Annotated in this window: 20 protein-coding genes; 11 read left to right on the forward strand and 9 right to left on the reverse strand. The window is 73.2% G+C overall.

All coding sequences use genetic code 11. The features are described from left to right. Positions 1-3 precede the first annotated feature (3 nt). From AC067N_RS03785 to AC067N_RS03800, 4 genes are all read left to right on the forward strand, one after another. Positions 4-1,080 carry an ABC transporter permease gene (locus tag AC067N_RS03785; protein ID WP_478677273.1) on the forward strand — a complete coding sequence of 359 codons (1,077 nt, stop codon included), beginning with the start codon at positions 4-6 and terminating at the stop codon, positions 1,078-1,080. 8 nt (positions 1,081-1,088) lie between these two features. After that, positions 1,089-1,991, forward strand: coding sequence for an ATP-binding cassette domain-containing protein (locus tag AC067N_RS03790; RefSeq protein ID WP_478677274.1), 903 nt, complete (start codon positions 1,089-1,091; stop codon positions 1,989-1,991). A 210-nt stretch (positions 1,992-2,201) separates the two neighbouring features. Further along, positions 2,202-2,618 (forward strand): tetratricopeptide repeat protein, encoded by a 417-nt coding sequence (locus AC067N_RS03795; protein ID WP_478677275.1) that lies wholly within the window; start codon positions 2,202-2,204, stop codon positions 2,616-2,618. Between the two features lie 262 nt (positions 2,619-2,880). Next, complete coding sequence (locus AC067N_RS03800) at positions 2,881-4,407, forward strand: hypothetical protein (RefSeq protein WP_478677276.1); 1,527 nt, start codon at positions 2,881-2,883, stop codon at positions 4,405-4,407. An 88-nt stretch (positions 4,408-4,495) separates the two neighbouring features. Here the strand turns inward: AC067N_RS03800 and AC067N_RS03805 are convergent, their stop codons facing one another. Both AC067N_RS03805 and AC067N_RS03810 read right to left on the reverse strand, forming a co-directional pair. Further along, the gene (locus AC067N_RS03805) at positions 4,496-5,161 is read right to left on the reverse strand and encodes a Pr6Pr family membrane protein (protein ID WP_478677277.1); all 666 of its coding nucleotides are present in this window, start codon (positions 5,159-5,161) and stop codon (positions 4,496-4,498) included. A gap of 94 nt (positions 5,162-5,255) precedes the next feature. Further along, on the reverse strand, positions 5,256-6,905 hold the full coding sequence (locus AC067N_RS03810; protein ID WP_478677278.1) for a serine/threonine-protein kinase: 1,650 nt from the start codon (positions 6,903-6,905) through the stop codon (positions 5,256-5,258). Positions 6,906-7,285: 380 nt separating this feature from the next. Between AC067N_RS03810 and AC067N_RS03815 the strand changes: the two genes are divergently transcribed. Next, on the forward strand, positions 7,286-9,751 hold the full coding sequence (locus AC067N_RS03815) for a SpoIIE family protein phosphatase (RefSeq protein WP_478677279.1): 2,466 nt from the start codon (positions 7,286-7,288) through the stop codon (positions 9,749-9,751). 354 nt (positions 9,752-10,105) lie between these two features. Here AC067N_RS03815 and AC067N_RS03820 read toward each other — a convergent pair whose 3' ends face one another. Further along, positions 10,106-11,257 carry a cobalt-precorrin-5B (C(1))-methyltransferase gene (locus tag AC067N_RS03820; RefSeq protein WP_478677280.1) on the reverse strand — a complete coding sequence of 384 codons (1,152 nt, stop codon included), beginning with the start codon at positions 11,255-11,257 and terminating at the stop codon, positions 10,106-10,108. An 18-nt stretch (positions 11,258-11,275) separates the two neighbouring features. On the opposite strand from AC067N_RS03820, the gene AC067N_RS03825 reads away from it, so the two are divergent. Further along, positions 11,276-12,022, forward strand: coding sequence for a cobalt-precorrin-6A reductase (locus AC067N_RS03825; RefSeq protein ID WP_478677281.1), 747 nt, complete (start codon positions 11,276-11,278; stop codon positions 12,020-12,022). A 110-nt stretch (positions 12,023-12,132) separates the two neighbouring features. On the opposite strand, the gene AC067N_RS03830 is transcribed toward AC067N_RS03825, so the two are convergent. Continuing rightward, entirely contained in the window at positions 12,133-12,765 is a 633-nt protein-coding gene (locus AC067N_RS03830; protein WP_478677282.1) for a precorrin-8X methylmutase, read from the reverse strand. Between the two features lie 195 nt (positions 12,766-12,960). Between AC067N_RS03830 and AC067N_RS03835 the strand changes: the two genes are divergently transcribed. Then, complete coding sequence (locus AC067N_RS03835) at positions 12,961-13,512, forward strand: N-acetyltransferase family protein (protein ID WP_478677283.1); 552 nt, start codon at positions 12,961-12,963, stop codon at positions 13,510-13,512. Positions 13,513-13,573: 61 nt separating this feature from the next. Here AC067N_RS03835 and AC067N_RS03840 read toward each other — a convergent pair whose 3' ends face one another. Then, entirely contained in the window at positions 13,574-14,455 is an 882-nt protein-coding gene (locus AC067N_RS03840; protein ID WP_478677284.1) for a LysR family transcriptional regulator, read from the reverse strand. A 71-nt stretch (positions 14,456-14,526) separates the two neighbouring features. Here AC067N_RS03840 and AC067N_RS03845 point away from each other — a divergent pair, with 71 nt between their 5' ends. The 3 genes from AC067N_RS03845 to AC067N_RS03855 are packed head-to-tail and all read left to right on the forward strand — an operon-like array spanning position 14,527 to position 17,137. Continuing rightward, on the forward strand, positions 14,527-15,732 hold the full coding sequence (locus AC067N_RS03845) for a thiolase family protein (protein ID WP_478677285.1): 1,206 nt from the start codon (positions 14,527-14,529) through the stop codon (positions 15,730-15,732). Then, positions 15,729-16,424, forward strand: a complete 696-nt coding sequence (locus tag AC067N_RS03850; RefSeq protein ID WP_478677286.1) for a 3-oxoacid CoA-transferase subunit A — start codon at positions 15,729-15,731, stop codon at positions 16,422-16,424. The genes AC067N_RS03845 and AC067N_RS03850 overlap by 4 nt, the downstream gene beginning before the upstream one ends. Next, positions 16,421-17,137 (forward strand): 3-oxoacid CoA-transferase subunit B, encoded by a 717-nt coding sequence (locus tag AC067N_RS03855; protein ID WP_478677287.1) that lies wholly within the window; start codon positions 16,421-16,423, stop codon positions 17,135-17,137. Before AC067N_RS03850 ends, AC067N_RS03855 begins: the two co-directional genes overlap by 4 nt. Positions 17,138-17,238: 101 nt before the next feature. Here the strand turns inward: AC067N_RS03855 and AC067N_RS03860 are convergent, their stop codons facing one another. Both AC067N_RS03860 and AC067N_RS03865 read right to left on the reverse strand, forming a co-directional pair. Beyond that, positions 17,239-19,263 carry a M48 family metalloprotease gene (locus tag AC067N_RS03860; protein ID WP_478677288.1) on the reverse strand — a complete coding sequence of 675 codons (2,025 nt, stop codon included), beginning with the start codon at positions 19,261-19,263 and terminating at the stop codon, positions 17,239-17,241. Positions 19,264-19,367: 104 nt separating this feature from the next. Beyond that, positions 19,368-19,895, reverse strand: coding sequence for a hypothetical protein (locus AC067N_RS03865; RefSeq protein ID WP_478677289.1), 528 nt, complete (start codon positions 19,893-19,895; stop codon positions 19,368-19,370). 486 nt (positions 19,896-20,381) lie between these two features. Here AC067N_RS03865 and AC067N_RS03870 point away from each other — a divergent pair, with 486 nt between their 5' ends. After that, positions 20,382-20,510: a hypothetical protein gene (locus AC067N_RS03870; RefSeq protein WP_478677290.1), complete on the forward strand. Its 129-nt coding sequence runs from the start codon at positions 20,382-20,384 to the stop codon at positions 20,508-20,510. Positions 20,511-20,582: 72 nt separating this feature from the next. Here the strand turns inward: AC067N_RS03870 and AC067N_RS03875 are convergent, their stop codons facing one another. Both AC067N_RS03875 and AC067N_RS03880 read right to left on the reverse strand, forming a co-directional pair. Continuing rightward, positions 20,583-22,001 (reverse strand): MATE family efflux transporter, encoded by a 1,419-nt coding sequence (locus AC067N_RS03875; RefSeq protein ID WP_478677291.1) that lies wholly within the window; start codon positions 21,999-22,001, stop codon positions 20,583-20,585. 43 nt (positions 22,002-22,044) lie between these two features. Then, on the reverse strand, positions 22,045-23,103 hold the full coding sequence (locus AC067N_RS03880; RefSeq protein WP_478677292.1) for a cysteine synthase family protein: 1,059 nt from the start codon (positions 23,101-23,103) through the stop codon (positions 22,045-22,047). Position 23,104: the final 1 nt, after the last annotated feature.

The following is a 23,104-nucleotide window of genomic DNA, read 5'->3' on the forward strand; positions in this document are numbered from 1 at the left end:
TGAATGACCCAAGCAACGGCACCGGCGGCGAGCTCCCCCTCGCCGCCGGCTCCGCCGGCCGCCCAGAAGGACGGCCGTACCGTCGAACGCTCCCTGGGCCGGCGTCTGCTGGCCCGCCCCGAGGTCGGCGCGCTGATCGCCGCGATCGGCGTCTACATCTTCTTCTTCGCCGTCGCGCCCTCCTTCCGCGAGGCGGGCTCACTGGCGACCGTGCTCTACCAGGCGTCCGTCATGGGCATCATGGCGCTGCCGGTGGCGTTGCTGATGATCGGCGGGGAGTTCGACCTGTCCGCCGGTGTCGCGGTCACCACCTCCGCGCTGACCGCCGCGATCCTCAGCTTCCAGCTGACGGTGAACGTGTGGACGGGTGTGATCGTCGCGCTGGTCGTGTCGCTGGCGGTGGGCGCGTTCAACGGCTGGCTGCTCATCAGGACCGGCCTGCCGAGCTTCCTGGTGACCCTGGGTTCCTTCCTGATCCTCCAGGGCTCCAACCTGGCCGTCACCAAGATCTTCACGGGCAACGTGGCGTCCGACTCGATCGCCGACATGGACGGCTTCGACCAGGCCAAGAGCATCTTCGCCTCCGAGGTGACGATCGGCGGCGTCGACTTCAAGATCACGATCTTCTACTGGCTGGTGTTCGCGGCGATCGCGACCTGGCTGCTGCTGCGCACCAAGTTCGGCAACTGGATCTTCGCGGTCGGCGGCAGCCAGGACAGCGCACGGGCCGTCGGCGTGCCCGTGAACTTCACCAAGGTCGCCCTCTTCATGGGCGTGGGCGCCGGGGCCTGGTTCGTGGGGATGCACCTGCTGTTCTCGTTCAACACGGTGCAGTCCAACGAGGGCGTGGGCAACGAGTTCCTCTACATCATCGCCGCGGTGATCGGCGGCTGCCTGCTGACCGGCGGCTACGGCTCGGCGATCGGCCCGGTCATCGGCGCCTTCATCTTCGGCATGGTCAACCAGGGCATCGTCTACGCCAACTGGAACCCCGACTGGTTCAAGGCCTTCCTCGGCGTGATGCTCCTGATCGCCGCCCTCGTCAACTTGTGGGTCCGCCGCCAGGCGACCCGGAGGTGAACCACCCCATGACACCCACGAACACGACCGCCGCCACGACCGACGCGACCCCGGCCACCGACACCCCGGTCGTGGAACTGCGCGGCGCGGGCAAGGCGTACGGCAACGTCCGCGCCCTGCACGGCGTGGACCTGACCGTCCACCCCGGCAAGGTCACCTGCGTCCTGGGCGACAACGGCGCCGGCAAGTCCACCCTGATCAAGATCATCTCGGGTCTGCACCAGCACACCGAGGGCGAGTTCCTGGTCGACGGCGCCCCGGTCCGCTTCACCACCCCGCGCGAGGCGCTCGACGCCGGCATCGCCACCGTCTACCAGGACCTCGCCACCGTCCCCCTGATGCCGGTGTGGCGGAACTTCTTCCTCGGCTCGGAGATGACGAAGGGGCCCTGGCCGCTGCGCCGCCTCGACATCGAGAAGATGAAGCAGACCGCGGACGCCGAGCTGCGGAACATGGGCATCGTCCTGGACGACCTGGAACAGCCCATCGGCACCCTCTCCGGCGGCCAGCGCCAGTGCGTGGCCATCGCCCGCGCCGTCTACTTCGGCGCCCGCGTCCTCATCCTCGACGAGCCCACCGCCGCCCTCGGCGTCAAGCAGTCGGGTGTGGTGCTGAAGTACATCGCCGCCGCCCGCGACCGCGGCCTCGGCGTCATCTTCATCACCCACAACCCCCACCACGCCTACATGGTCGGCGACCACTTCAGCGTCCTGCGCCTCGGCACGATGGAACTCTCCGCCGCCCGCGACCAGGTCACCCTGGAGGAACTCACCAACCACATGGCGGGCGGTACGGAACTCGCGGCCCTCAAGCACGAGCTGGCCCAGGTACGCGGGGTCGACGTGGACGAACTTCCCGAAGAGGAAGACCTCACCGCTCCCGTGGCCACCGCGAAGGACGGCGCGGCGTAACGTTCCGCCCCCGCCGACCGGCACGACGACAACGGCCGTGTCGTCAGGACGGCTTTCCTGACCCGACGGCTCCTCCACCGCGAGGAGCCGCCAGGAGAGACATCCTGACGATCACGGCCGTTCGTCCTGTCGAGCCTCGGGCGTGGGCCCGTCCGCCGGTCGCCGACGTCCGGCGATCAGGAGTGTGGCCGAAACGGGGTCGTTCACGGTGTGATCGCCTACGAACGCTGTCTGCGCAATGTCCGTCTCACCGAGGGCTCGCCGACCGTACTCGACACCGCCAAGGGCCTGGCAGGCTCGCTTCGGCGGGCGGGCGGGCGGGCGGGCCGGCCGGCGCAGGCCGAGGGCGCGCTCGGCCGCTGGGAAGAGGCCCGCAAGAGCTGCATCGAGGCGTATGCACTGCTCAGGGAGGTTCTCGGGCGCTCGCACCCGTCGACGCTGACCTGTGCCGGCAACCTTGCCGTCACCCTGAAAGAGGTCGGCCGGATCAAGGAAGCGGAGAGCAGGCACAAGGACGCGCCGGCCGCCCTGATCCAGCGCGTCGGCAACAACCATCCGTTGCCGAGACCGTTAGCGGCTTTCACCCCTGGTGCAGGTCCTCGACGAGTGGCGTCCGAGCTGTCTTGACCTGGCGCCCCACCCGATCTGATCCGCGACCGACCCAGTGGGCCGCCGGCGCGGCCCACGTGTCGATCCAGGCGCGTCGTCGCCGAGGCGGAAGCAGAAGCGTGGCCCGGCAGGCAGAGGGCGGGGGTGCGTAGTGGGGCGGGCGGGTGAAGCCGTCCGCGGGCCGGTGCGGCGTGCCACGACGGCCCCACACGATGACTGATCCTTTTGTCGTTCAAGAGGAATTTCAGTCCTTTGTCCTCGTGTGTCACCGGGATGGGTCATGCGCATCAGCTCCAACGCCCCGCCGCTCACCGCACCCGTCGCCGTGCCGCCCGCCGTATCACCGGTCCTCACCCCGCTGGCCGTCGTGGCCGGAGCGTTCACGCTCGCCCAACTCGTCCTCGTGCCACCGGGGATGGGGCTGGGCTGGGACGAGTCGGTGTACGTCAGCCAGGTCAGCCCGCACGGGCCGGCCGCGTTCTTCAGCGCGCCCCGTGCGCGCGGTGTCCCGCTGCTCGTCGCGCCGGTCGCGGCCTGGTCGTCGTCCACCGAGTTGCTGCGGATCTATCTGGCGGTGCTCTCCGGCGTCGGGCTCTATCTCGGGCTGCGGGTGTGGCGCGGGCTGTTCCCCGTGCGGGTGCTGGCGCTCGCGGGGGCGCTGTTCGCCACCTTGTGGGTGACCCTCTTCTACGGGCCGCAGGCCATGCCCAACTACTGGGTCGCCATCGGAGCGCTCGTCACGACGGGATGCTTCCTGCGGGCGCGGGCGCGGGCGCGGACCGAGGCTGAGGCTGAGGCTCAGGCTGAGGCTGAGGCTCAGGCGCACTCGGTGGGCCGTACGACGCTCTGGGGCGCCGCCGCCGGCACCGCGCTCATCGCGTGGATGCGGCCCACCGATGCCGTGTGGGTGACCCTGCCGCTGTTCCTCCTGCTGGTCGGCGTGCGCAGGTGGCGGCAGCCCCGGCTGCTCGCGGCGATGGCGGTCGGAGTCGGCACCGGCGCGGGAGCCTGGGTGATCGAGGCGTACGCCCGGTACGGCGGGCTCGCCCGGCGGCTGGCCGACGCGTCACACGTCCAGGGCGGACTGGGCTGGAACATCGCCGTCGACGACCAGTTGCGCAGCCTGGGCGGGCGCACCCTGTGCCGCCCCTGCACCGGCGAGCTGCCCCACATCGCGGTCTACGCGTGGTGGTTCGCCCTGCCGGTGCTCGCCGCGGTCGGGGCGGTCGTGGCGTTCCGGGCGGGACGCCGTACGCCCACGCTGGTCCTGCTGGCCTGTGCCACGACCGCCGCCCTGCCCTACCTCTTCTTCATCGGATACGCCGCGCCCCGGTTCATGCTCCCCGCGTACGCCCTGCTCGCGATCCCCCTCGCCGACGGACTGCTGGCCTTGGTCACCGGGCCGGGCGGGGCGTGGCGGCCGGTGGCCGGGACACTCGTGGCGCTCGCCCTCATCGGCCATCTGGCCGTGCAGTACGCCGTGCTGACGCGGACCGTCGAACGCACCACCGCCTGGCACCGCGACTGGGACCGGGTCGCCGCCGACCTGCGACGGCTGGGCGTACGGCCGCCGTGCCTGCTCACGGGCGACTACGCCATCCCCATCGCGTTCCACGCCGGCTGCGCCTCCGCCGCCGTCCGCGGCAACAACGCCAACACCACCCGCGAGGGCATCCTGCGCACCGCCGAGCGCATCCCGGTCGCCGCCCTCGTGGCACCGGGCGGCACCCCGCCCGACTACGCCCGCTCCTGGCCCGCCCGGGAGGCCGCCGGGTTCCGGCTGCACGTGGCACCGACGGCGCCGTAGGCGACAACGGCGGCGGGGCATCGCGCAGGTCCGGTCCGGTCCGGTGGCGCCCGCCGGGACCGCGGGCCGCCACCGGGCCCGCGGCCTCTCACCGGGGCCCCGGCCTGCGGTGGGACCCGCCCCGGAAGTCCCGCGGACGGCGGCGCGCCCCGGCGGTGTTGCCCACCCTGACCACCAACGCCCCGACCACCACGAACATCACCGCGAGCAGCAGACACGCCACCGTGATCCGCCCGTAGCCGCCGACACCCCGGTCCGGGTCCAGGAACCGGTACGCGTACCGGCCGGTCACCGCACCCCGGGCCAGGCTGTAGCCGACGTAGAGGAGTGGGAGGACCAGCCAGGAGGCGGCGCGCGGGTAGCGGACCCGGCGGCGCGGCGGGTCGACCAGCCAGTCGGCGATCATGACCAGCGGCAGCACCTGGTGCAGCACATGGTCCACCCACGACGGCATCAGAGTGTCGTGGAACCCGGTGTCGACCACCCCGTACACCAACCCGCTGACCGCCGTGTACAGCACCACCGCACCACGCACCAGGTCCGGCACCCCGCGCCCGCCCCCTGTGCCGCGCAGCCCCTCCACCCCTGAGACCAGCAGGACGACGCACGCCGCCATGGAGCTCAGGATCGTGAAGCGGCCGAAGAAGTCCGCGAGGCCGGTCGCCGACGTCGCGGCGTCGTGGCCCGCGAAACCCAGGGCCACCGCTGACAGGACGGCCAGGGCGATACGTGACAGGGAGAGAGCGAGCGTCATGCGCCCAGAGGTACGGGCGGTCCGGGCTCCCGGCCCGCATTGCTCCGTCCGAGGGCCGCGCCCTCGGCCGACGGCCGCGCCGGTGCGGCCCGTCTCAGGACACGGAGGTGATGAAGCCGTCGCTCACCTTGTCGAAGACGGGACGGTACGTGTCCCAGTCCAGGTCCGGTGCCGAGAGGTAGATGTCGTACTCCCGCTCGCCCTCGCGCCCGAAGCCGAGGTCGATGGCGCGGAAGGCCCGGGCGCGGCCCTGGAAGGTGAACTCCCAGACGGCGGCCGGCTGCCCCCGCAGCGTGGTCTTCTGCATACGCAGCTTGCGGTAGGTGCCGGGGTAGTTGGCCTTGGTGTTCGCCTCGATGTCCTTGAAGTGGGCCATGGGGTGCGAACCGGCGGGGTCGACCACCCCGATGTCGAGGCGGACGAGTCCGGTCGTGTCGATGTAGACGACCTTTTCCGAGGTCCGCTGTGCGACCTTCCAGCCGTCCGGGACCGGGAAGGACACGTTGAGCTCCTTCTCCTCGACCAGGTGGTAGCCGTCGGGGACGGGTGACGGGGAGTAGGCCGGGGTGGGGGAACCGTCCGCACTGTCCGGAGTGGTGTTCGCACCGGGGTTCGAGGCCGCGTAGAGCGACGCCCCGATGACCGTGGCGGCCACGGTCACGGCCACGGCGAGCGAGACGAGGACGCGACGCCGCCTTCGGGGGCCGAGGGATGAAGGGGCGTCACCGTGCCACGCCTGCCCCGGCTTTCGCCGCGGCCCCGTCTCCGGTTCCGGTTCCGGCCCCGTCTCCGGTTCCGGCCCCGTCAGGATGTGGCCTCCCGTCGCCGTGGTGTGCCGCCCCGTATCTCCGTGGTCGCCGCGGCCTGCCGCGGCGCCCGTGGCGGCCGGCCCGGGCAGTGCGGTCGTCGGCGCGCCGGACAGCACGGCTCGCAGCGCCTGTTCCGTCTGCTCCGCGGTGGGCCGTTCCTCGGGGTCCTTGACCAGCAGGGCCTCGATCAGGGGTCGCAGGGCGCCGCCCTGCTTCAGGGGCTCCAGCGGGTCGACGGCGATGGCGTACGCGGCCTCCATCGCGGTCAGCCGGCGGAACGGCGGGCGGCCCTCCACCGCCTGGTAGAGCGTGGCACCCAGCGCCCACAGGTCCGACGCGGGGCCGGGCTTCCGGCCGCGAATGCGCTCCGGGGCCATGTAGTGGATGGAGCCGACCATCTCGCCGGTCTTGGTGAGGGTCGAGGCGTCGGCCGTCATCGCGATGCCGAAGTCGGTGAGGACGACACGGCCGTCCGCGCCGAGCAGGACGTTGCCGGGCTTGACGTCCCGGTGCAGTACACCGGCGGCGTGCGCGGCGCGCAGCGCGGTGACCATGCCCAGACCGATCCGGGCCGCCTCCTCGGGCGGTACGGTCCGGCCGTCGGTGAGAAGGTCGGCGAGGGCGGGTGCCGGGACGTACTCCATGACGATGCAGGGCCGTCCGTCGCCGTCCACCTCGTCGTCGACGACGTCATGGACGACGATCACGTTCGGGTGCGCGACCCGGGCGGCGCTGCGGGCCTCGCGGCGCGTGCGCTCGTACAGCCTGGCCAGGTCGTCGGGGGACAGGTGCGGCTGTACGTGGAGCTGTTTGAGCGCGACCTGACGGCCGAGGACCTCGTCCTCGCCCCGCCACACCGTGCCCATGCCCCCGCGGCCGATCTGCTCCGTGAGCCGATAGCGCCCGGCGACGAGCCGCCCTACGTCCGACACCACGTGCCTCCGCCAGCCCTGCGTACGTTCGATTCGCGACGTCACCATATCCGGCCACCCGTACGGGTCCTGCGGGCGCACCCGGACCGGGCCGGGCCCCGGCGTTCCGTGGCATCTACATGATCGTGGAGGGAGCTGCGGGAGCCGGGAAGTGTCTCGATTCGTTCGCCTCGCGCCCGCGGCCGGCCCCCGGGGGCCGGCCGCGGTTCGGGGCGGGGCTCCGGCACGGGGCCGAGCCGGTGGCGCACGGCAGGGGGAACGCCATCTGCTCCGTATCCGGTCACCGAAGGACCCGGTCGTCGTCGGGCGACGGGGACTGCCCGGTCCGTCCCGGGAGACCCAGGACGCGCAACCCCTCGGTGTTCCGGCGTAACGTCGAGAGCGTGGACCCCACGGCTGACGGTCTTGTGTCGCGTGTCGCGCGCGAGCTCGGTTCGAAGGCGGACGAGCTGATCGCCGAGGTGGAACGGTGCCTGCGCAGCGAACTGCCGGACCTCTGGGAGCACCCGGACGCCATGACGTCGGAGAACGTCGCCCAGCACGTGGTCGTCGTCCTGTCCGCACTCGAACAAGGGGTCGACCCTCGTGCCCTGGAGCAGCCGATCGCGGAGCTGACCCGCGTACGTCGGCTGGCGCGGCACGGCGTACCCGTCAGCCTGGTGCTGCGGGCCTTCCGGCTCGGGCAGGGCGTCATGCTCGACCGGCTGCTCGAGGAGATGGCTCGGCTCACGGACGACTCCACGCTGATCAGCGAGGCCGCTCGTCGACTGATCGTGACGGCCACCGAGTACGTGGACCGCTCGTCGGAGCAGGGCGTGGTGGCGTACGAGGAGGAACGGGAACGGCGGCTCCGGGGGCGGCTGTCGATGGTGAACGAGGCGAGCGTGCGCATCGGTACGACCCTGGACATCGCCCGCACCACCCAGGAGCTCGCGGACTTCGCCACCCAGCCGTTCGCCTGCCTGGCCGCCCGTTCGTTCGCCGACCTGGTCACCGTCGACCTCATCGACTCCGCGCTGCACGGCCACGACACCCCGCCGGAGGAGCCGCTCGTACTGCGCCGGCTCGCCAGGCGAACGTCGGCAGCACCGGAGGACCGGGCCGAGTCCGATGCCGGGGCCCCGGCCGAGGCCGATTCCGAGCCCGGGACCGGGCCCCGGGCCGCCTTCGAGCCGGGACCCGCCGTCGAGCAGGCGGCGGAGGCCGGGCCCCCGAGACCCCACACCTTCCCGGCCGGCTCGCTCCCGGCCCGCGCCCTGGCCACGGGGCACCCCTTCCGGCACCGCGTGGACGGCGAACCCCCCGACCCGGCGCTGCCGACGACGGCCGACGGGCACGCCGACGGCACCCACCCGACCGACCCGCCCGGTCCGACCCGCCCGGCCCCGGCCCCAGCACCCCCGAGTCCGTCCGCACCCCCGAGTCCCTCCGCACCGTCGGCGCCCCCTGCGCCCCAGGCGCCGTCCGCGCACTCGATGCTGGTCGTGCCGCTGCGGGCCCGGGGAGCCACCCTCGGGGTCGCGCAGTTCTTCCGCCATCGGGCATCCGACCCGTTCGACGACGAGGACCTGCTCCTCGCCCAGGAGATCGCGGCGAGGGCGGCGGTGGCAGTGGACAACGCCCGCCGGTACACGCATGCCCGAGCCACCGCGATCAGCCTCCAGCGCAGCCTGCTGCCGTCGCGTACGCCGCCGCAGTCCGCCGTGGAGGTCGCCTGCCGCTACCTGCCCGCCGGTGACCGGGTAGGTGTCGGCGGCGACTGGTACGACGTCATCCCGCTCTCCGGGGCCCGCGTCGCCCTCGTCGTCGGCGACGTCGTCGGCCACGGCATCCACGCCGCCGCCACCATGGGCCGGCTCCGCACCGCCGTGCGCACCCTGGCCGACATCGACCTGCCCCCCGACGAGCTCCTCACCCACCTCGACGACGTCGTCATCCGCCTCTCCGCCGAGGCCGAGGGGGAGCGGGGCGGCGCCGGGGACACGGCCCCCGGGTCCGAGCCGGGAGGGGGCGTGCGGACGTCCTTCCCCCTCGCCGACGCCGAGTCCGTCGGTGTCATCGGTGCCACGTGCCTCTACGCCGTGTACGACCCCGTGTCGCGCTCCTGCGCGCTCGCGCGGGCGGGGCATGTGCAGCCCGCCGTCGTCGCCCCGGACGGCGTCGTGGAGGTTCTCGATCTGCCGCCGGGGCCCCCGCTGGGGCTGGGCGGGCTGCCGTTCGAGGCGGCGGAGTTCGAATGGCCGGTGGGCAGTGTGCTCGTCCTCTACACGGACGGCCTGCTGGAGGCGCGGGGCCATGACATCGACGAGGGGCTCACCCGGCTGCGCGGAGCCCTCGCCCGTCCCGCCGCGTCCCTGGAGGCCACCTGCGACGCGGTACTGGAAACACTGCTCCCCGCGCGTCCGCCCGACGACGTCGCCCTGCTGCTGGCCCGCACCCGTGCGCTCGGCTCCGAGCAGGTGGCCGCCTGGGACCTGGAGGCGGACCCTGCCGCCGTGGGGCGGGCCAGGGCGAACGTCTCGCGCCAACTCTCCGTATGGGGCCTGGAGGAGCTGGGATTCCTCGCGGAGCTGGTGGTGAGCGAACTGGTCACCAACGCCATCCGCTACGGCCGGCCCCCCATCGGACTACGGCTCATTCACGACCGCACGCTCCTGTGCGAGGTCTCGGACGCCGGCAGCACCACCCCGCACCTGCGCCGGGCCCGGGTCTTCGACGAGGGAGGACGGGGTCTGCTCCTGGTCGCCCAGCTCACCGAACGCTGGGGCACCCGCCACGCCCGCCGGGGCAAGACCGTCTGGGCCGAGCTGAACGCCTCCGGCGGCCTCCCGGACATGTCCTTCCCGTAGACCGGGGCCCCTCGGGGTGGGCACACGAGGGCCGGCCGTTGATCCGACGACTGACAGGGGGAGCGGATGCCGGTCTCCAGGACGGTGCGACCCGGATGTGGCGGAGGCCGTGGTGGCAGTGAAAGCCGGATCGGTGCTACGGCCGGGGCGACCCGGTGCGGACACGCCCGCGGTGCCCGAGCAGGAGAGCATCCTGCCGCGCGGCCTGGAGGCCTTCGCCGAGCCGGGCCACGGCCGAGCCTCGCCCGGGAGCTCGCCCGCCGACTGGGCGTCAGCCACAGCCTCAGCAGCGCTCTTGTGCTCCAGGCAGAGCCCTGAGCTGCGCCTTTACTTGTCGGTGGGGCCGTCCGGTCCTCAGGCGACCGCGCTGCGCCCCACCACCGCCCCCGCCCGGTCGACGCAGATCACGTCGACGGCGACCGGTGCCCCGCGCAGGACCGCCAGGGCCTCGTCGCGGGCCGCCGTCGCGACCAGGTCGCCCAGCGGCACACCGGCCGCCGCGCACAGCTGGAGCGCGGCGAGGCCGGTGTTGGCCGCCGCCACCCCGGCGGCCAGCGTCTCGTCCGCACCGCCCCGCCGGGCCAGCTCGGCGAGGAGGCCCTTGTCGACCTGGGAGCGGCCGGAGTGCAGGTCGAGGTGGCCGGCGGCGAGCTTGGAGAGCTTGGCGAAGCCGCCGCAGATCGTCAGCCGGCCGACCGGGTGGCGGCGGATGTACTTCAGGACCGCGCCCGCGAAGTCGCCCATGTCCAGCAGCGCGTCCTCCGGCAGTCCGTACTCGGAGACGACGGTCCGCTCCGAGGTCGACCCCGTGCACCCGGCGACATGCGTACGGCCCGCCGCGCGCGCCACGTCCACGCCCCGCCGGATGGAGTCGATCCACGCCGAGCAGGAGTACGGCACCACGATCCCGGTGGTGCCCAGGATGGACAGGCCGCCGAGGATGCCGAGCCGGGGGTTCCAGGTGGAGCGGGCGATCTCCTCGCCGTGGTCGACGGAGAGGGTGATCTCGACGTCACCGGTGTCCCCGTGGCGGGCGGCTACCTCGGCGACATGGTCGCGCATCATCCGGCGGGGCACCGGGTTCACGGCCGGCTCCCCGACGGGCAGGGGCAGACCCGGGCGGGTGACCGTCCCGACGCCCGGGCCGGCCCTGAAGACGACGCCGGACCCGGCGGGCAGCCGCCGGACCGTGGCCCGGACCAGCGCGCCGTGCGTGACGTCCGGGTCGTCGCCCGCGTCCTTCACGATGCCCGCCATCGCGGCCGTCCCGGTCAGCTCCTCGGCCGCGAGCGCGAACGACGGGGTCTGCCCCTTCGGCAGGGTGATCGTCACCGGATCGGGGAACTCCCCGGTCAGCAGGGCGGTGTACGCGGCTGTGGCCGCCGCCGTCGCACAGGCACCGGTGGTCCAGCCGGGCCGCAGCCCGGTGTGCTTGAGTTGGGCCGCGCGACCGCCCTTCGCCGCACCGGCCGCCCCACCGGCGCGCTGCTCGTCACTGCTGTTCATGAACGGACCCGGACCCCCATGCACGTACTGGTACTCGGCGGAACCACGGAGGCCCGCCGCCTCGCCGAACTGCTCCACGGCACGCCCGGCCTGACCCTGACCAGCTCCCTCGCCGGACGGGTCGCCGGCCCCCGGCTGCCCCCGGGCGAGGTCCGCGTCGGCGGCTTCGGCGGACCCGAGGGCCTCACCGCCTGGCTGCGCGAGCACCGGGTGGACGCACTCATCGACGCCACCCACCCCTTCGCCGGGACGATCAGTTTCCACGCGGCGCGGGCCGCCGCCGACGCCCATGTTCCCCTGCTCGCCCTGCGCCGCCCCGGCTGGGTCCCCGGCGACGGCGACGACTGGCACGAGGCCGCGTCCCTGGCGGAGGCCGCGACCCTGCTGCCCGCACTCGGCCGGCGCGTGTTCCTCACCACCGGGCGCATGGGCCTGGCCGCCTTCGCCGGACTCGACGGACTCTGGTTCCTCGTACGGTCCGTCGACCCGCCCGAGGCCCCGCACCCGGCCCGTATGGAGGTACTGCTCGACCGGGGCCCCTTCACGCTCGACGGGGAGCGCGCGCTGCTGCGCCGCCACCGCGTCGACGTCCTCGTGACGAAGGACAGCGGGGGAGCGGCCACCGCACCCAAGCTCACCGCCGCACGCGAGGCCGGCCTCCCCGTGGTCGTGGTCCGCAGGCCCCCGGTGCCCGAGGGCGTCCCCGCGGCGGCGGACCCCGGGGCGGCGGCCCGCTGGGTCGGCGAGCGCCTCACGGGCCGCTGACCGCGCACGTCTCCACCGACGTCAGCAAGGTCCCGCGGGCCCGTTCCCCCGAGGCCGCGGCCCCGGGCACCCGTGTCGCCCGCGGCCCCGCCCCCGACGGGGCTCCCCCTTCACTCCTCCTCGCTCGCGAGCGCGTTGAGCGCGGCGGCGGCGATGGCGCTGCCGCCGCGACGGCCGCGTACGACCAGGTACTCCAGCCCCGACGCGTTCGCGGCCAGGGCGTCCTTGGACTCGGCGGCGCCGACGAAGCCGACCGGGACGCCGATGACGGCGGCCGGACGGGGAGCGCCGTCCTCGATCATCTCCAGCAGGCGGAACAGGGCGGTCGGCGCGTTGCCGACGGCGACGACCGAGCCCTCCAGCCGGTCCCGCCACAGTTCGAGCGCGGCGGCGCTGCGCGTGGTGCCGAGCTTCGCCGCCAGCTCGGGGACGGCCGGGTCGGCGAGCGTGCACACCACGTCGTTGTCGGCGGGCAGCCGCTTGCGGGTCACGCCGCTGGCCACCATCCGGACGTCCGTGAACACCGGCGCCCCCGTGCGGAGCGCCTCCCGGGCGCGGGCCACCACGCCCGGCGAGTAGGCCAGGTCCCGTACGAGGTCGACCATCCCGCAGGCGTGGATCATCCGGACGGCGACCCGGCTCACGTCGGCGGGCAGCCCCGCGAGGTCGGCCTCCGCGCGGATGGTGGCGAAGGACCGGCGGTAGATCTCCGCCCCGTCCTTCTCGTAGTCGTACGTGGTCACGGTGCTCTTCTCGCTGCCTTCGGTCGTCCTACGGCTGTCCTGCGGGCCTCTCCGCCGGGACCCGGTCCGTGTGGACTCCCACCGGGCCCGGGCGCCGGACGGCGAGCATATCCACGGGTGCCGCGGGGCCACACTCCGCCCTCGGGTGACGACCCTCGGTGCACGACCGCCCCCGCTTCTGCCACGCTGGCGGACATGACGGTGCACAGATCCTCTGAGTTCGCGCAGTTCACCAGCCCCGACGAGGTGACCCCGGGCCTGCGGCAGGAGATCACCGACTGCTGGGAGGGCGTGGCCAACGCGGGCGGAGCGGTGCTCGCCACCGAGTTCCCGCCGCTGCCGGTCAGCACGCACGACGTAGCGCCCGTGGTCGACGGCCTGGTCCGGAGCCTGCACCCCGGGCGGGGCAGGCTCCTCGTCGCCACCGTCGGCGGCTCGCTGGCCGGCTGGCTCGTCCTTCGCCGCGAGCCGCACCCGCTCGGCGCGCACTGCGGCACGGTCAACCACGTCCAGACCCATCCGCGTCACCGGGGCCGGGGCATCGGCGCCGGGCTGATGCATCGCGTCCGCGACATCGCGCGGGACGAGATGGGACTGGAGCGCCTGCAGCTCTCCACCCGCGGCGGGGTGGGGCTGGAGGACTTCTACCGCAAGCTGGGCTGGGAGGAGGTCGGCCGCTGGCCCGGCGCGCTGCGGATCGCACCGGGCGACGACCGGGACGCCATCCTGATGAGCCTCGCACTCTGAGCCACCTCCGGGCTCCTCCCCGCCCGGCCGGGCGCCGTCCGCGCGACCCGGCCTCGTCGCCTCAGCAGGTGGCCCGGATGATCCCCACGGCGCGTTCCAGGTGCGGCTCGGCGCGGTCGGCGCGGTGCGCGACGGCCAGCTCCACTCGTGCGTCGGCCCCGGTCAGCGGCAGGTAGACGACGCCGTCGAGGGCCAGCGCGGTCACCGGCTCGGGCACCACCGCGACACCGAGACCGCCGGCCACGAGCGTGACCAGCGTCGAGGTCTCGCCGACCTCGTGACGGATGCGCGGCTCGACGCCGGCACCGCGCAGCAGACCCAGGACGACGTCGTACATCACCGACCGGCGGTCGGCGGAGTGCACGATCAGGTCGGCACCGGCCAGGTCCGCCGCCCGCAGCCGGCTGCGGCGGGCCAGGGGGTGGTCGACCGGTACGGCGACGACGAGCCGGTCGCGGCGCAGGGTGTGCACGGTGAGGGAGAGGTCCGCCGCCGGAGGGCGCAACAGGGCGACATCGATCGCCCCGATGCGCAGGGCCTCGACCTGGTCCGGCGCGAGCATCTCCCCGCGGAACGAGAAGTCGACGCCGGGAAGCTCCTCCGAGAGGCGCCGCGAGAGCGCGGGCAGGAGGCTGTACGTCGCCGAGCCCACGCATCCGATCGCGAGGTGGCCCACCGTGCCGGCGGCGACGCGCCGTGCGTGGTGGGCGGCCTCGTCGACGTCGGCGAGGATCGCCCGCGCCCGCTCCAGATAGGCACGGCCCGCCTCGGTGAGGTCGACACGGCGCGTGGTGCGGCGGAACAACGGGACGCCGAGCTCCGCCTCCAGCTGCCGGATCTGCTGGGACAGCGGCGGCTGCGCCATGTGGAGCCGCTCGGCGGCCCGCCCGAAGTGACGCTCCTCGGCCACCGCCACGAAGTACCTCAGGTGCCGCAGATCCATATCTCGTCCATATCAATCGCGTTCGATATGCGTACTTCAGAATATCGGGTCGCGCGGTTAGCGTGGCTGCCATGAGCGCATTCATCTACGCCGCGACGAGGACGCCGTTCGGCCGCTTCAACGGCGCCCTGGCCGGTGTCCGCCCCGACGACCTCGCCGCCTCCGCGATCACCTCGACGCTCGCGACGGTGCCGGGGCTCGACCCGGCCGCGATCGGCGACGTGGTGTGGGGCAACGCCAACGGCGCCGGCGAGGAGAACCGCAACGTCGGCCGCATGGCCGCGCTGCTCGCCGGGCTCCCGGTGAGCGTGCCCGGCAGTACGGTCAACCGGCTGTGCGGCTCCAGCCTCGACGCGGCGATGACGGCCAGCCGGCTGATCGAGTCCGGCGACGCCGAGGTGGTGCTGACCGGCGGCGTGGAGTCGATGACGCGTGCGCCCTGGGTGCTGCCCAAGCCGGCGAAGGGGTTCCCGGCCGGCGATGTCACCGCCGTCTCCACGACGCTCGGCTGGCGGCTGGTCAACCCGCGGATGCCGAAGGAGTGGACGGTCAGTCTCGGCGAGGCCAACGAACTGCTCCGGGAGCGCCACGGCATCTCCCGCGAGCGGCAGGACGAGTTCGCCGCCCGCTCCCACCGGCTCGCCCACGCGGCCTGGGAGTCGGGCTTCTACGACGACCTGGTGACACCGGTCGAGGGCGTCGACCTCACCCGTGACGAGGGCATCCGTGCCGGATCCACGCCGGAGGTGCTGGCCGGGCTCAAGCCGGTGTTCCGCACCCCGGAGCAGGGCGGCACCATCACCGCGGGCAACGCGAGCCCGCTCAACGACGGCGCCGCCGCGGTGCTGCTGGGCAGCGAGAAGGCCGCGGCGACGATCGGGGCCGACCCGATCGCCCGGATCGCCGGTCGCGGCGTGATGGCGCTGGAGCCGCAGGACTTCGGCTACGCGCCGGTCGAGGCCGCGAACCGCGCGCTGGCCCGGGCCGGGATCGGCTGGGACCAGGTGGGCGCGGTCGAGATCAACGAGGCGTTCGCCGTGCAGTCGCTCGCCTGCCTCGACGCCTGGAAGATCGACCCCGCCCTCGTCAACCAGAAGGGCGGCGCCATCGCGATCGGCCACCCGCTGGGCGCCTCGGGCGGCCGTGTCCTCGCCACGCTGGCCAAGGTGCTGCGGGAGACGGGGCAGCGCTACGGCGTCGCCGCGATCTGCATCGGGGTCGGCCAGGGGCTGGCCGTCGTACTGGAGAACTGCGACGTGCCGGGGGTGGCCGCATGAGCAGGGCGGAAGTCCTCCGGAGCGCCGACGAGGCGGTCGCCGGCATCGAGGACGGGTCCACCGTGCTGGTCGGCGGCTTCGGCCTGGCCGGCATGCCGTTCGACCTGATCGACGCGCTCATCCGGCAGGGGGCGAAGGACCTCACCATCGTGTCCAACAACGCCGGGAACGGCGACGTCGGACTGGCCGCGCTGCTGGCCGCCGGCCGGGTGCGCAAGGTGCTCTGCTCGTTCCCGCGCCAGGTCGACTCCTGGGTCTTCGACGGCCTCTACCGCGAGGGGAAGGTCGAACTGGAGGTCGTGCCGCAGGGCAACCTCGCCGAGCGGATGCGTGCGGCCGGTGCCGGCATCGGCGCGTTCTACTGCCCGACCGCGGTCGGCACACCGCTCGCCGAGGGCAAGGAGGAACGGGAGATCGACGGCCGGAAATACCTGCTGGAGTACCCGATCAAGGGCGACTACGCGCTGATCAGCGCCCACGTCGCGGACACGATGGGCAACCTCGTCTACCGCAGGACCGCCCGCAACTTCGGACCCGTCATGGCCACGGCGGCGACGACGACCATCGTCCAGGTCGACCAGGTCGTCGAGCCCGGGAAGCTCGACCCCGAGGCCGTCGTCACCCCGTCCATCTACGTCGACCGGATCGTCCAGGTCGAGGCCCGTCACTACACCGTGCAGGGGGCGCGATGACCGCCACACCTACGACCGCGTCGACGACCGGGTCGACGACCGCGCCGAGCAGTCAGGCGCACGCCGGGGCGCCGGTCGGCGCGGACCACCGGCTCTCCATGGACGAACTGGCCGCCGTCATCGCGCGCGACATCCCGGCGGGCGCCTTCGTCAACCTCGGGATCGGCCAGCCCACCAAGATCGCCGACCATCTGCCGGCCGACTCCGGGGTGGTGCTGCACACCGAGAACGGCATGCTCAACATGGGCCCGAAGGCCGAGGGCGACGCGGTCGACCCCGACCTGACCAACGCCGGCAAGGTCCCGGTGACCGAACTGCCGGGAGCCGCGTACTTCCACCACGCCGACTCGTTCGCGATGATGCGCGGCGGCCACCTCGACGTGTGCGTCCTCGGGGCGTACCAGGTGGCGTTCGACGGCGACCTCGCCAACTGGCACACCGGCGAGCCCGACGCCATCCCCGCCGTCGGCGGTGCCATGGACCTCGCCATCGGCGCCAAGGACGTCTACGTGATGATGACGCTCTTCACCCGCTCCGGTGAGCCGAAGCTCGTGCCCCGGTGCACGTATCCGCTCACCGGCGTCGGCTGCGTCAGCCGCGTCTACACGGACTGCGGCGTCTTCGACGTCGGCCCCGGCGGCGTACGCATCCGGCAGACGTACGGCGTCAGCGCGGCCGAACTGGCGGAGCGGCTCGGCATCACGCTCCCGTAGGGCCGACGGCCACGCCGACGCCCGCACCCCCTTCCTGGAGGGGGTGCGGGCGTTTGTGGCGAAGACGTCTTCCCCCGGCAGCGGCGCGCCCCCCGCCGGGATCACCGGAGCAGCAGCGTGTCGGCGGAGCGCTGCAGCGCCAGTACCGTGAGGGCCGCCATGACGGCCGTGAGGACCTGGAGGGCGATGTTCACCGTCCGGCGCTCCGTGGCCCAGGAAGGCAGAAGGCCCCCAGGCACGGCCAGGGCCAGCAGCACGAGGCCCGTTCCGGACAGGGCGCTCTCGACGAGCACGGTGGCCCATGCGTCGAAGGGGTGGGCCCACGAGGTGAAGCGGGCGGCCCACAGCACGGTCGTGGTGAGCGTGGCCGCGAGCGGCGCGGCGTACAGCGCGTGACCGAGCCCTCCGGAGCCTCGGAGGACGACGAGCGTGACCGCGCAGACAGCCGCGGCGCATACCGCCGTCAGCACATCGAGCCGCCACACATCGCTCCAGTCGCCCGCCGCCCGCGGTTGGGACACGAGCCGGGTGGCGGCCGTGGCGAGGGCGGCAACGGCAGCGGCCGAGGCCGGGAGGAACCGGCCGAGTCGGCTCCGCCGAGGACTGCAGGCCCAGGCCCACGCGGCAAGCACGGCGATCGCGGCCAGAGCGACGGCCTTGTAGGCGCTCGACGGCGAGCGGGGGCCGACCAGCAGGGCCGCGCTCAGCACATCCGGTTGACGGAAGATCTTCAGGGCGACGATGAAGTCCAGCGCGAGCCACAGCGCTCCGCTGAACAGCAGGGTGCCGACGATGATCTCCGGCAGCCGGCCGCGGAGGGTGCCCCGTCCGGCCTTCGCGCGGACGTTCCGCAGTCCGGCGAACGCCGAACTCAGCGCGGCAGCCCCCATGACCGCCAGGGAAAGCGTGACCAGCGGCGGCCACCCCTGCATGATCCCGGTCTGTGGTGCGCCCGTGCCGCGCAGGCGCAGGAACAGTCCGACCGCCGTACTCACCCCCAGGGTCGGCAGCAGCCACCACGCCATGGGCGCGAACCCTTCCTGCCGGTCACCGCCCGCCTGCCATGCCGTCGTCCCCCATCCGAAGGTCAGAAACAGCCCGGCCGCCAGGGCGGCGACGGGGGCCGAACTCCAGCCGGTTCCGGTGAGCAGGAGGCCGGCGAGCTGGTTCACGGCGTCCACCAGGACGGCCGTGAGCAGTCCGACGGCGATGGTGTCGAGGACGGTCGGGCGCATGTACAGCCGCGGGTCACGGAGCACGTCGAGGCGGCGCTGATGGGTGGGATGTGCGGCCCGCGCCGAGCTCAGCGGATCGCGCCTCGGCTGGGGTTCACCGAGCAGAACCTCCCAGGGCGCAACGGACTGCCCGTGTACGGCGGTCAGGTCCGCCTCGTGCTCACGCGACCTCGTGATCATCTGGGCGATGAGCGCGGCGATCACGGCGAGGACCAGGGAACGTACTCCGTACTCGGCCCAGAGGGGTTGGGAGATCATCCCCTGGGGAGTCGCCTCCCGGGAGCGCATGCCGTGCACCGCGTGCAGCAGGGGCGCGGCGAGGAGGACGGGCAGGAGGGCGTACCACATCCCACGCGTGAGCCAGACCAAGGTGACGTCCCCGGCCGTGACATGGCCCATCTCGTGCCGGATGACCGCCTCCGCCTCCGGTTCGCGGAGCAGGCGGATCCTCTCGGGCAGGATGATCAGGTGGCGGCCGCGGCGACGCACCGTGAAGGCATCCTGTACCCGCTTCCCACCCCACGCCAGCCGCGGGGCGCGCATGACGCCCATCTCCCGGGCGACCCGGTCGGCCGGCTCCTGCCAGTCCGCGGAAACCGCCTGCAGCGGCCCGGCCTTGTACAGCAGAATGCGCGGCAGGGCCCGCAGACCCGTCAGGCCGAGCAGGAGCACTGCTGCCGACCCGGCCAGGGAGGTCAGGGCGAGCCTGCGCTGCACCGGCGCCTGGCAGCGCAACGACCACTGGGCCTGGTCCAGAACAGTGCCCGGTACGCGCTGCGCTTCGTCCAGGCACCGGCTCGTCTCCGTCGCCCAGGACATACCGAACACCAGGTTGTGGACCAGCTGGCCGGCGAAGGCACCGGCGAGGGCCAGGGTCACGAAAAGCAGCACGTAGCGTGCGGTGGTGGGCGACAGAGCCCTGGCGAGCCGACCCCGTGCCGGGTGCGGTCCCGGCGTCGTCACCACAGGGCTGGGCCGCCGGCTCTCGCTGACGGTCACCGGCTCCCTTCCTCGTTCCCGCGCAGGACCCGCATGATCGTCTCGGCCACCTCATGTGCCTGACCGGCAGTCGCCCCGATGCTCTGCGCCCAGGCCGCCAGTGAGGCGAGGGCCGCCTGTTCCTCCTCCGGGTCGAGAGAGACCGGGAGGAAGTCCGCCGCCGGTTCCCCGGCCGGGGGTTGGGGGCGACGGTTCCTGAGGAGACGTTTGATCTTTTCGCGCGTGATGCTGCCGAGAGCGTCCACGGCCTGGCCCGCTACGCGCTCGGTGGCGATCTTCAGGAGCCAGGCCGCCACCGGGAGGATGTACGCCAACGCCGACGACATGGTGATTCCCGAGGCCACGGCCGGCCTGAGCGCGGGCTCCGTCACCCCCTGCGGGTCCTCCCGGAAGTCCTCCCACAGCTCGGTGAAGCCGACGCGTTCACCGTCGTGCAGCTCCAGAAAGACCTCATGCCCGAGGGACTCCAACAGGGCCCAGCCCTCAGCCTCGTCCAGACCCTCGATGGAGCCCGGAACGGGCACAGTGTGTCGCGTGCTCTTGGCCCTGCGCGATAGAAACATGATCCTCCTCGGATGCGGGGCCCCGATTGCCTCGGTCTCCCTGCCGCCGACCGTAACGAGGGCAGTGCTCTCCGTAGCCGGATCTCTGCGAGTTCCGATAAGGGGATGGAAGGGCTGATAGCGTTCGTGCTTTTGATCAGTCGGCGGCCCGGCGTAGCCGATCGCGGCCCGAGTCGAGGGAGGTGTCGGGCTCCTCGGGCCGCGCACGGTGTCTCGTGCCCCCAGCCTGGAAGCCCACCCTCCCCCGCGCCCATCCGGCAACCGTCGGGGCCACCCCCGCCGAATGGCTGAAGGAGATCGCCGTCCGGTCGCATCGGACGCGCCGGCCCCGCCGGTCTGGCCGGTCGCGCCGGACGGGACCCTGCCGGCCGGCACGCTCCGCGAGAACCAACGAGATGGCGCTGCGGGACGTCGTCATGGAGGTGGCACGGGAGACGACCGTGCTGGGTGGCCCACCGCCTGGCGACGGTGACGGGCGTCGAGCGGATCGTCGTGATGGAGGCCGGACGGGTCCGGGCCGTCGGCACCCACGAGGAAGCGCCGGTCTTCGTCGCCGGTCCCCTGCTTCGCCGCTGAGCGGGGGCCCGTGGGCACCCTGATCAGCGGTGGCGCGGGCGGGGCGGCCCGCCTCGCCCGCGCCACCGGAGGTCAGGCCTGGGACGGCTCCGGTTCCGTCGCCCGGGGCAGCCGGCCGAGGCCGCGGTCGAAGCGGCGCAGGAGGAGTACCGCGGTGGTGGCGAGGCCGGTGAGCAGACCGAGCCAGATGCCGAGGGTGTCCAGGCCCAGGGCGAGACCGAGGAGCGCGGCGGCGGGCAGACCCACCAGCCAGTAGCCGACGAGGGTGACGCGGAAGCCGCCCTTGGTGTCGTCGAGGCCGCGCAGCAGGCCGACGCCGATGTTCTGCGCGCAGTCGAAGAACTGCAGCACAGCGGCGACCAGCAGCAGTTGGGTGGCGATGTCGACCGCCCTGGCGTCACCGGTGTCGAAGAACGGCGCGAGCACCAGGCCAGGTGCGCTCACGTACACCAGCCCGACCACGGCCATCACCGCCGCCGCGCAGACCAGGGCGGTGGCCTTCAGCCGCCGGGCCGCGGCCAGGTTGTGCAGCGCCAGCTCCCGGCTGACGCCGATGGACGCGGCGTGGGAGAGGCCGACGGCGATCTGGAAGACGATGTAGACAAGCTGGTTGACGGCGGTGTGCGCGGCCAGCGCCGCCGTGCCGAAGCTGCCCGCGAACAGGGCGACGACGAAGAAGAAGCCCGCCTCGGAGCCGTAGGTGGCGGCGATCGGCGTACCGAGCCCGGTCAGCCGGCGCAGGGTCGCGGGGCGGGTCTTCCAGACACTGAGCGACAGCACGGGGGCCAGCCGGGGATCGCGCCGGGCGGACACGTACAGGGCGAGACAGGACAGCGCGTACACCAGGCTGGTGGCCAGGCCGATGCCGGGCAGGCCCAGCTCGGGGAAGATCCAGGTGCCGTGGATGAGGGCCCAGTTGAGGCCGGCGTTGACGGCGATCGAGACGAGGGTGATGCGCAGCAGGGCCTGCGGGCGGCGCATGCCGACGGTGAACTGCCGTATCGCCTGGAACCACAGACAGGGGATCAGGCCGGGGGCCATCGTGTAGAGGACGGGCTTCGCGGCGTCGACCACCTCCGGGTCCTGGCCGAGCCAGATCACGGCGTGCCCGATGAGCACCATCAGCACGGCGCCGACGACGCCCACGAGGGTCGACAGCAGCAGACTCGCCCGGACCAGGTCCCGTACCTCGTCCTCGGCGGCCCCCGGCGACTCGGCGGCCCCCGGTGATGTCGCCGACTCCGCCCGCGCGTCGGCCGCCGCTACCTGGTTGCCGACGGCGGTGACCATGCCGACGCCCATGGTGCGCAGCTGGTTGAAGATCACCATGGCGAGGCCGCCCGCCGCCAGGGCCTCGGTGCCGAGGAGGCCCATCATGATGGTGTCGGTGGTGGTGAGGGCGACCTGCGCGAGCTGGGTGAGCGCCAGCGGCACGGCCAGCGAGGCGAGGGCGCGGCTGTCGCCGAGGAGGCGGGCGAGGGCGGGCGGCATCGGCTTCCGTTCCTGAGTGGGGGGACGCTTACGACGGGAGGGTCTACCCCCGGACGTCCGGCACGACGCGGCGGAGCTTGGCGAGCAGCTCGTCCACCTCGCGTTCGGCGTCGGGGGAGAGCAGGTCCCGGGCGCTCATCCAGTCGTCGTCGAAGACGGTGTCCAGGTACTTCTCGCCGCCGTCGTTGATCAGGGCGACCATAGTCGTCCCGGGCGCGAGGGAGGGCATCCGGGTCAGGGCCTCGTACACCACTCCGCCCGCCGAGCCGCCGAGCATGAGTCCGGTGCGGCGGGCCACGGCGCGGGCGGTGGCGAACGCCTCGACGTCACCGACCTTCGCGCCCTCGTCCAGCAGCGCGTAGTCGACCATGGCGCCGATCGTCGCGCCCTCCGGAGTGCCGGTGCCGGACTGGTGGTAGTCGTGCGCCGGCGGTCCGAACGCGATGGACCCCTTGGGCTCGACGCCGACGATCCGCACGTCCGGCACGGTCCGGCGCAGCGCGCCCCCGGTGCCGAACAGTCCGCCGCCGGTGCCGACGGCGCCGATCAGGATGTCGATACGGCCGTCCAGCGCGGCGTCCAGCTCCCGGGCCACCGGGTGGTAACCGACGCCGTTGGCGAGGTTGTTGTGCTGTTCGGTGAAGTACGCGTTGTCCGACTCGGCGGCCATCCGCTCCGCCAGCTCCTCGCGTGCCGCCGTGGCGAGGTCCTCGTCGCCCTCGGCGGCCACGTAGACCAGTTCGGCGCCCATGGCCTTCATGGCGCGCAGCTTGTCCTTGGAGGCGTGGTGGTCGACGACCGCGGTGAACGTGTAGCCCCGCTCGGCGGCGACCACGGCGAGCCCGAGGCCGGTGTTGCCGGACGTGGACTCGATGATCCGCCCGCCGGGGCGCAGCAGCCCGCGCTCCTCGGCGTCGACGACCATCTGCCGGGCCATGCGTATCTTCGCCGTCCCGGTGGGGTTGAACTGCTCCAGCTTCAGCAGCAGCCGGGCGTCGCTCTCCGTACGGCACAACTCGAACAGCGGGGTGGCGCCGATGAGTTCGGAGACCTGGCGGACGACGGGCGGGCGGTGCAGGGGGTGGTGGTCCGGGTGGCTCATG

The organism is Streptomyces sp. NPDC042364 (genome assembly GCF_056437585.1).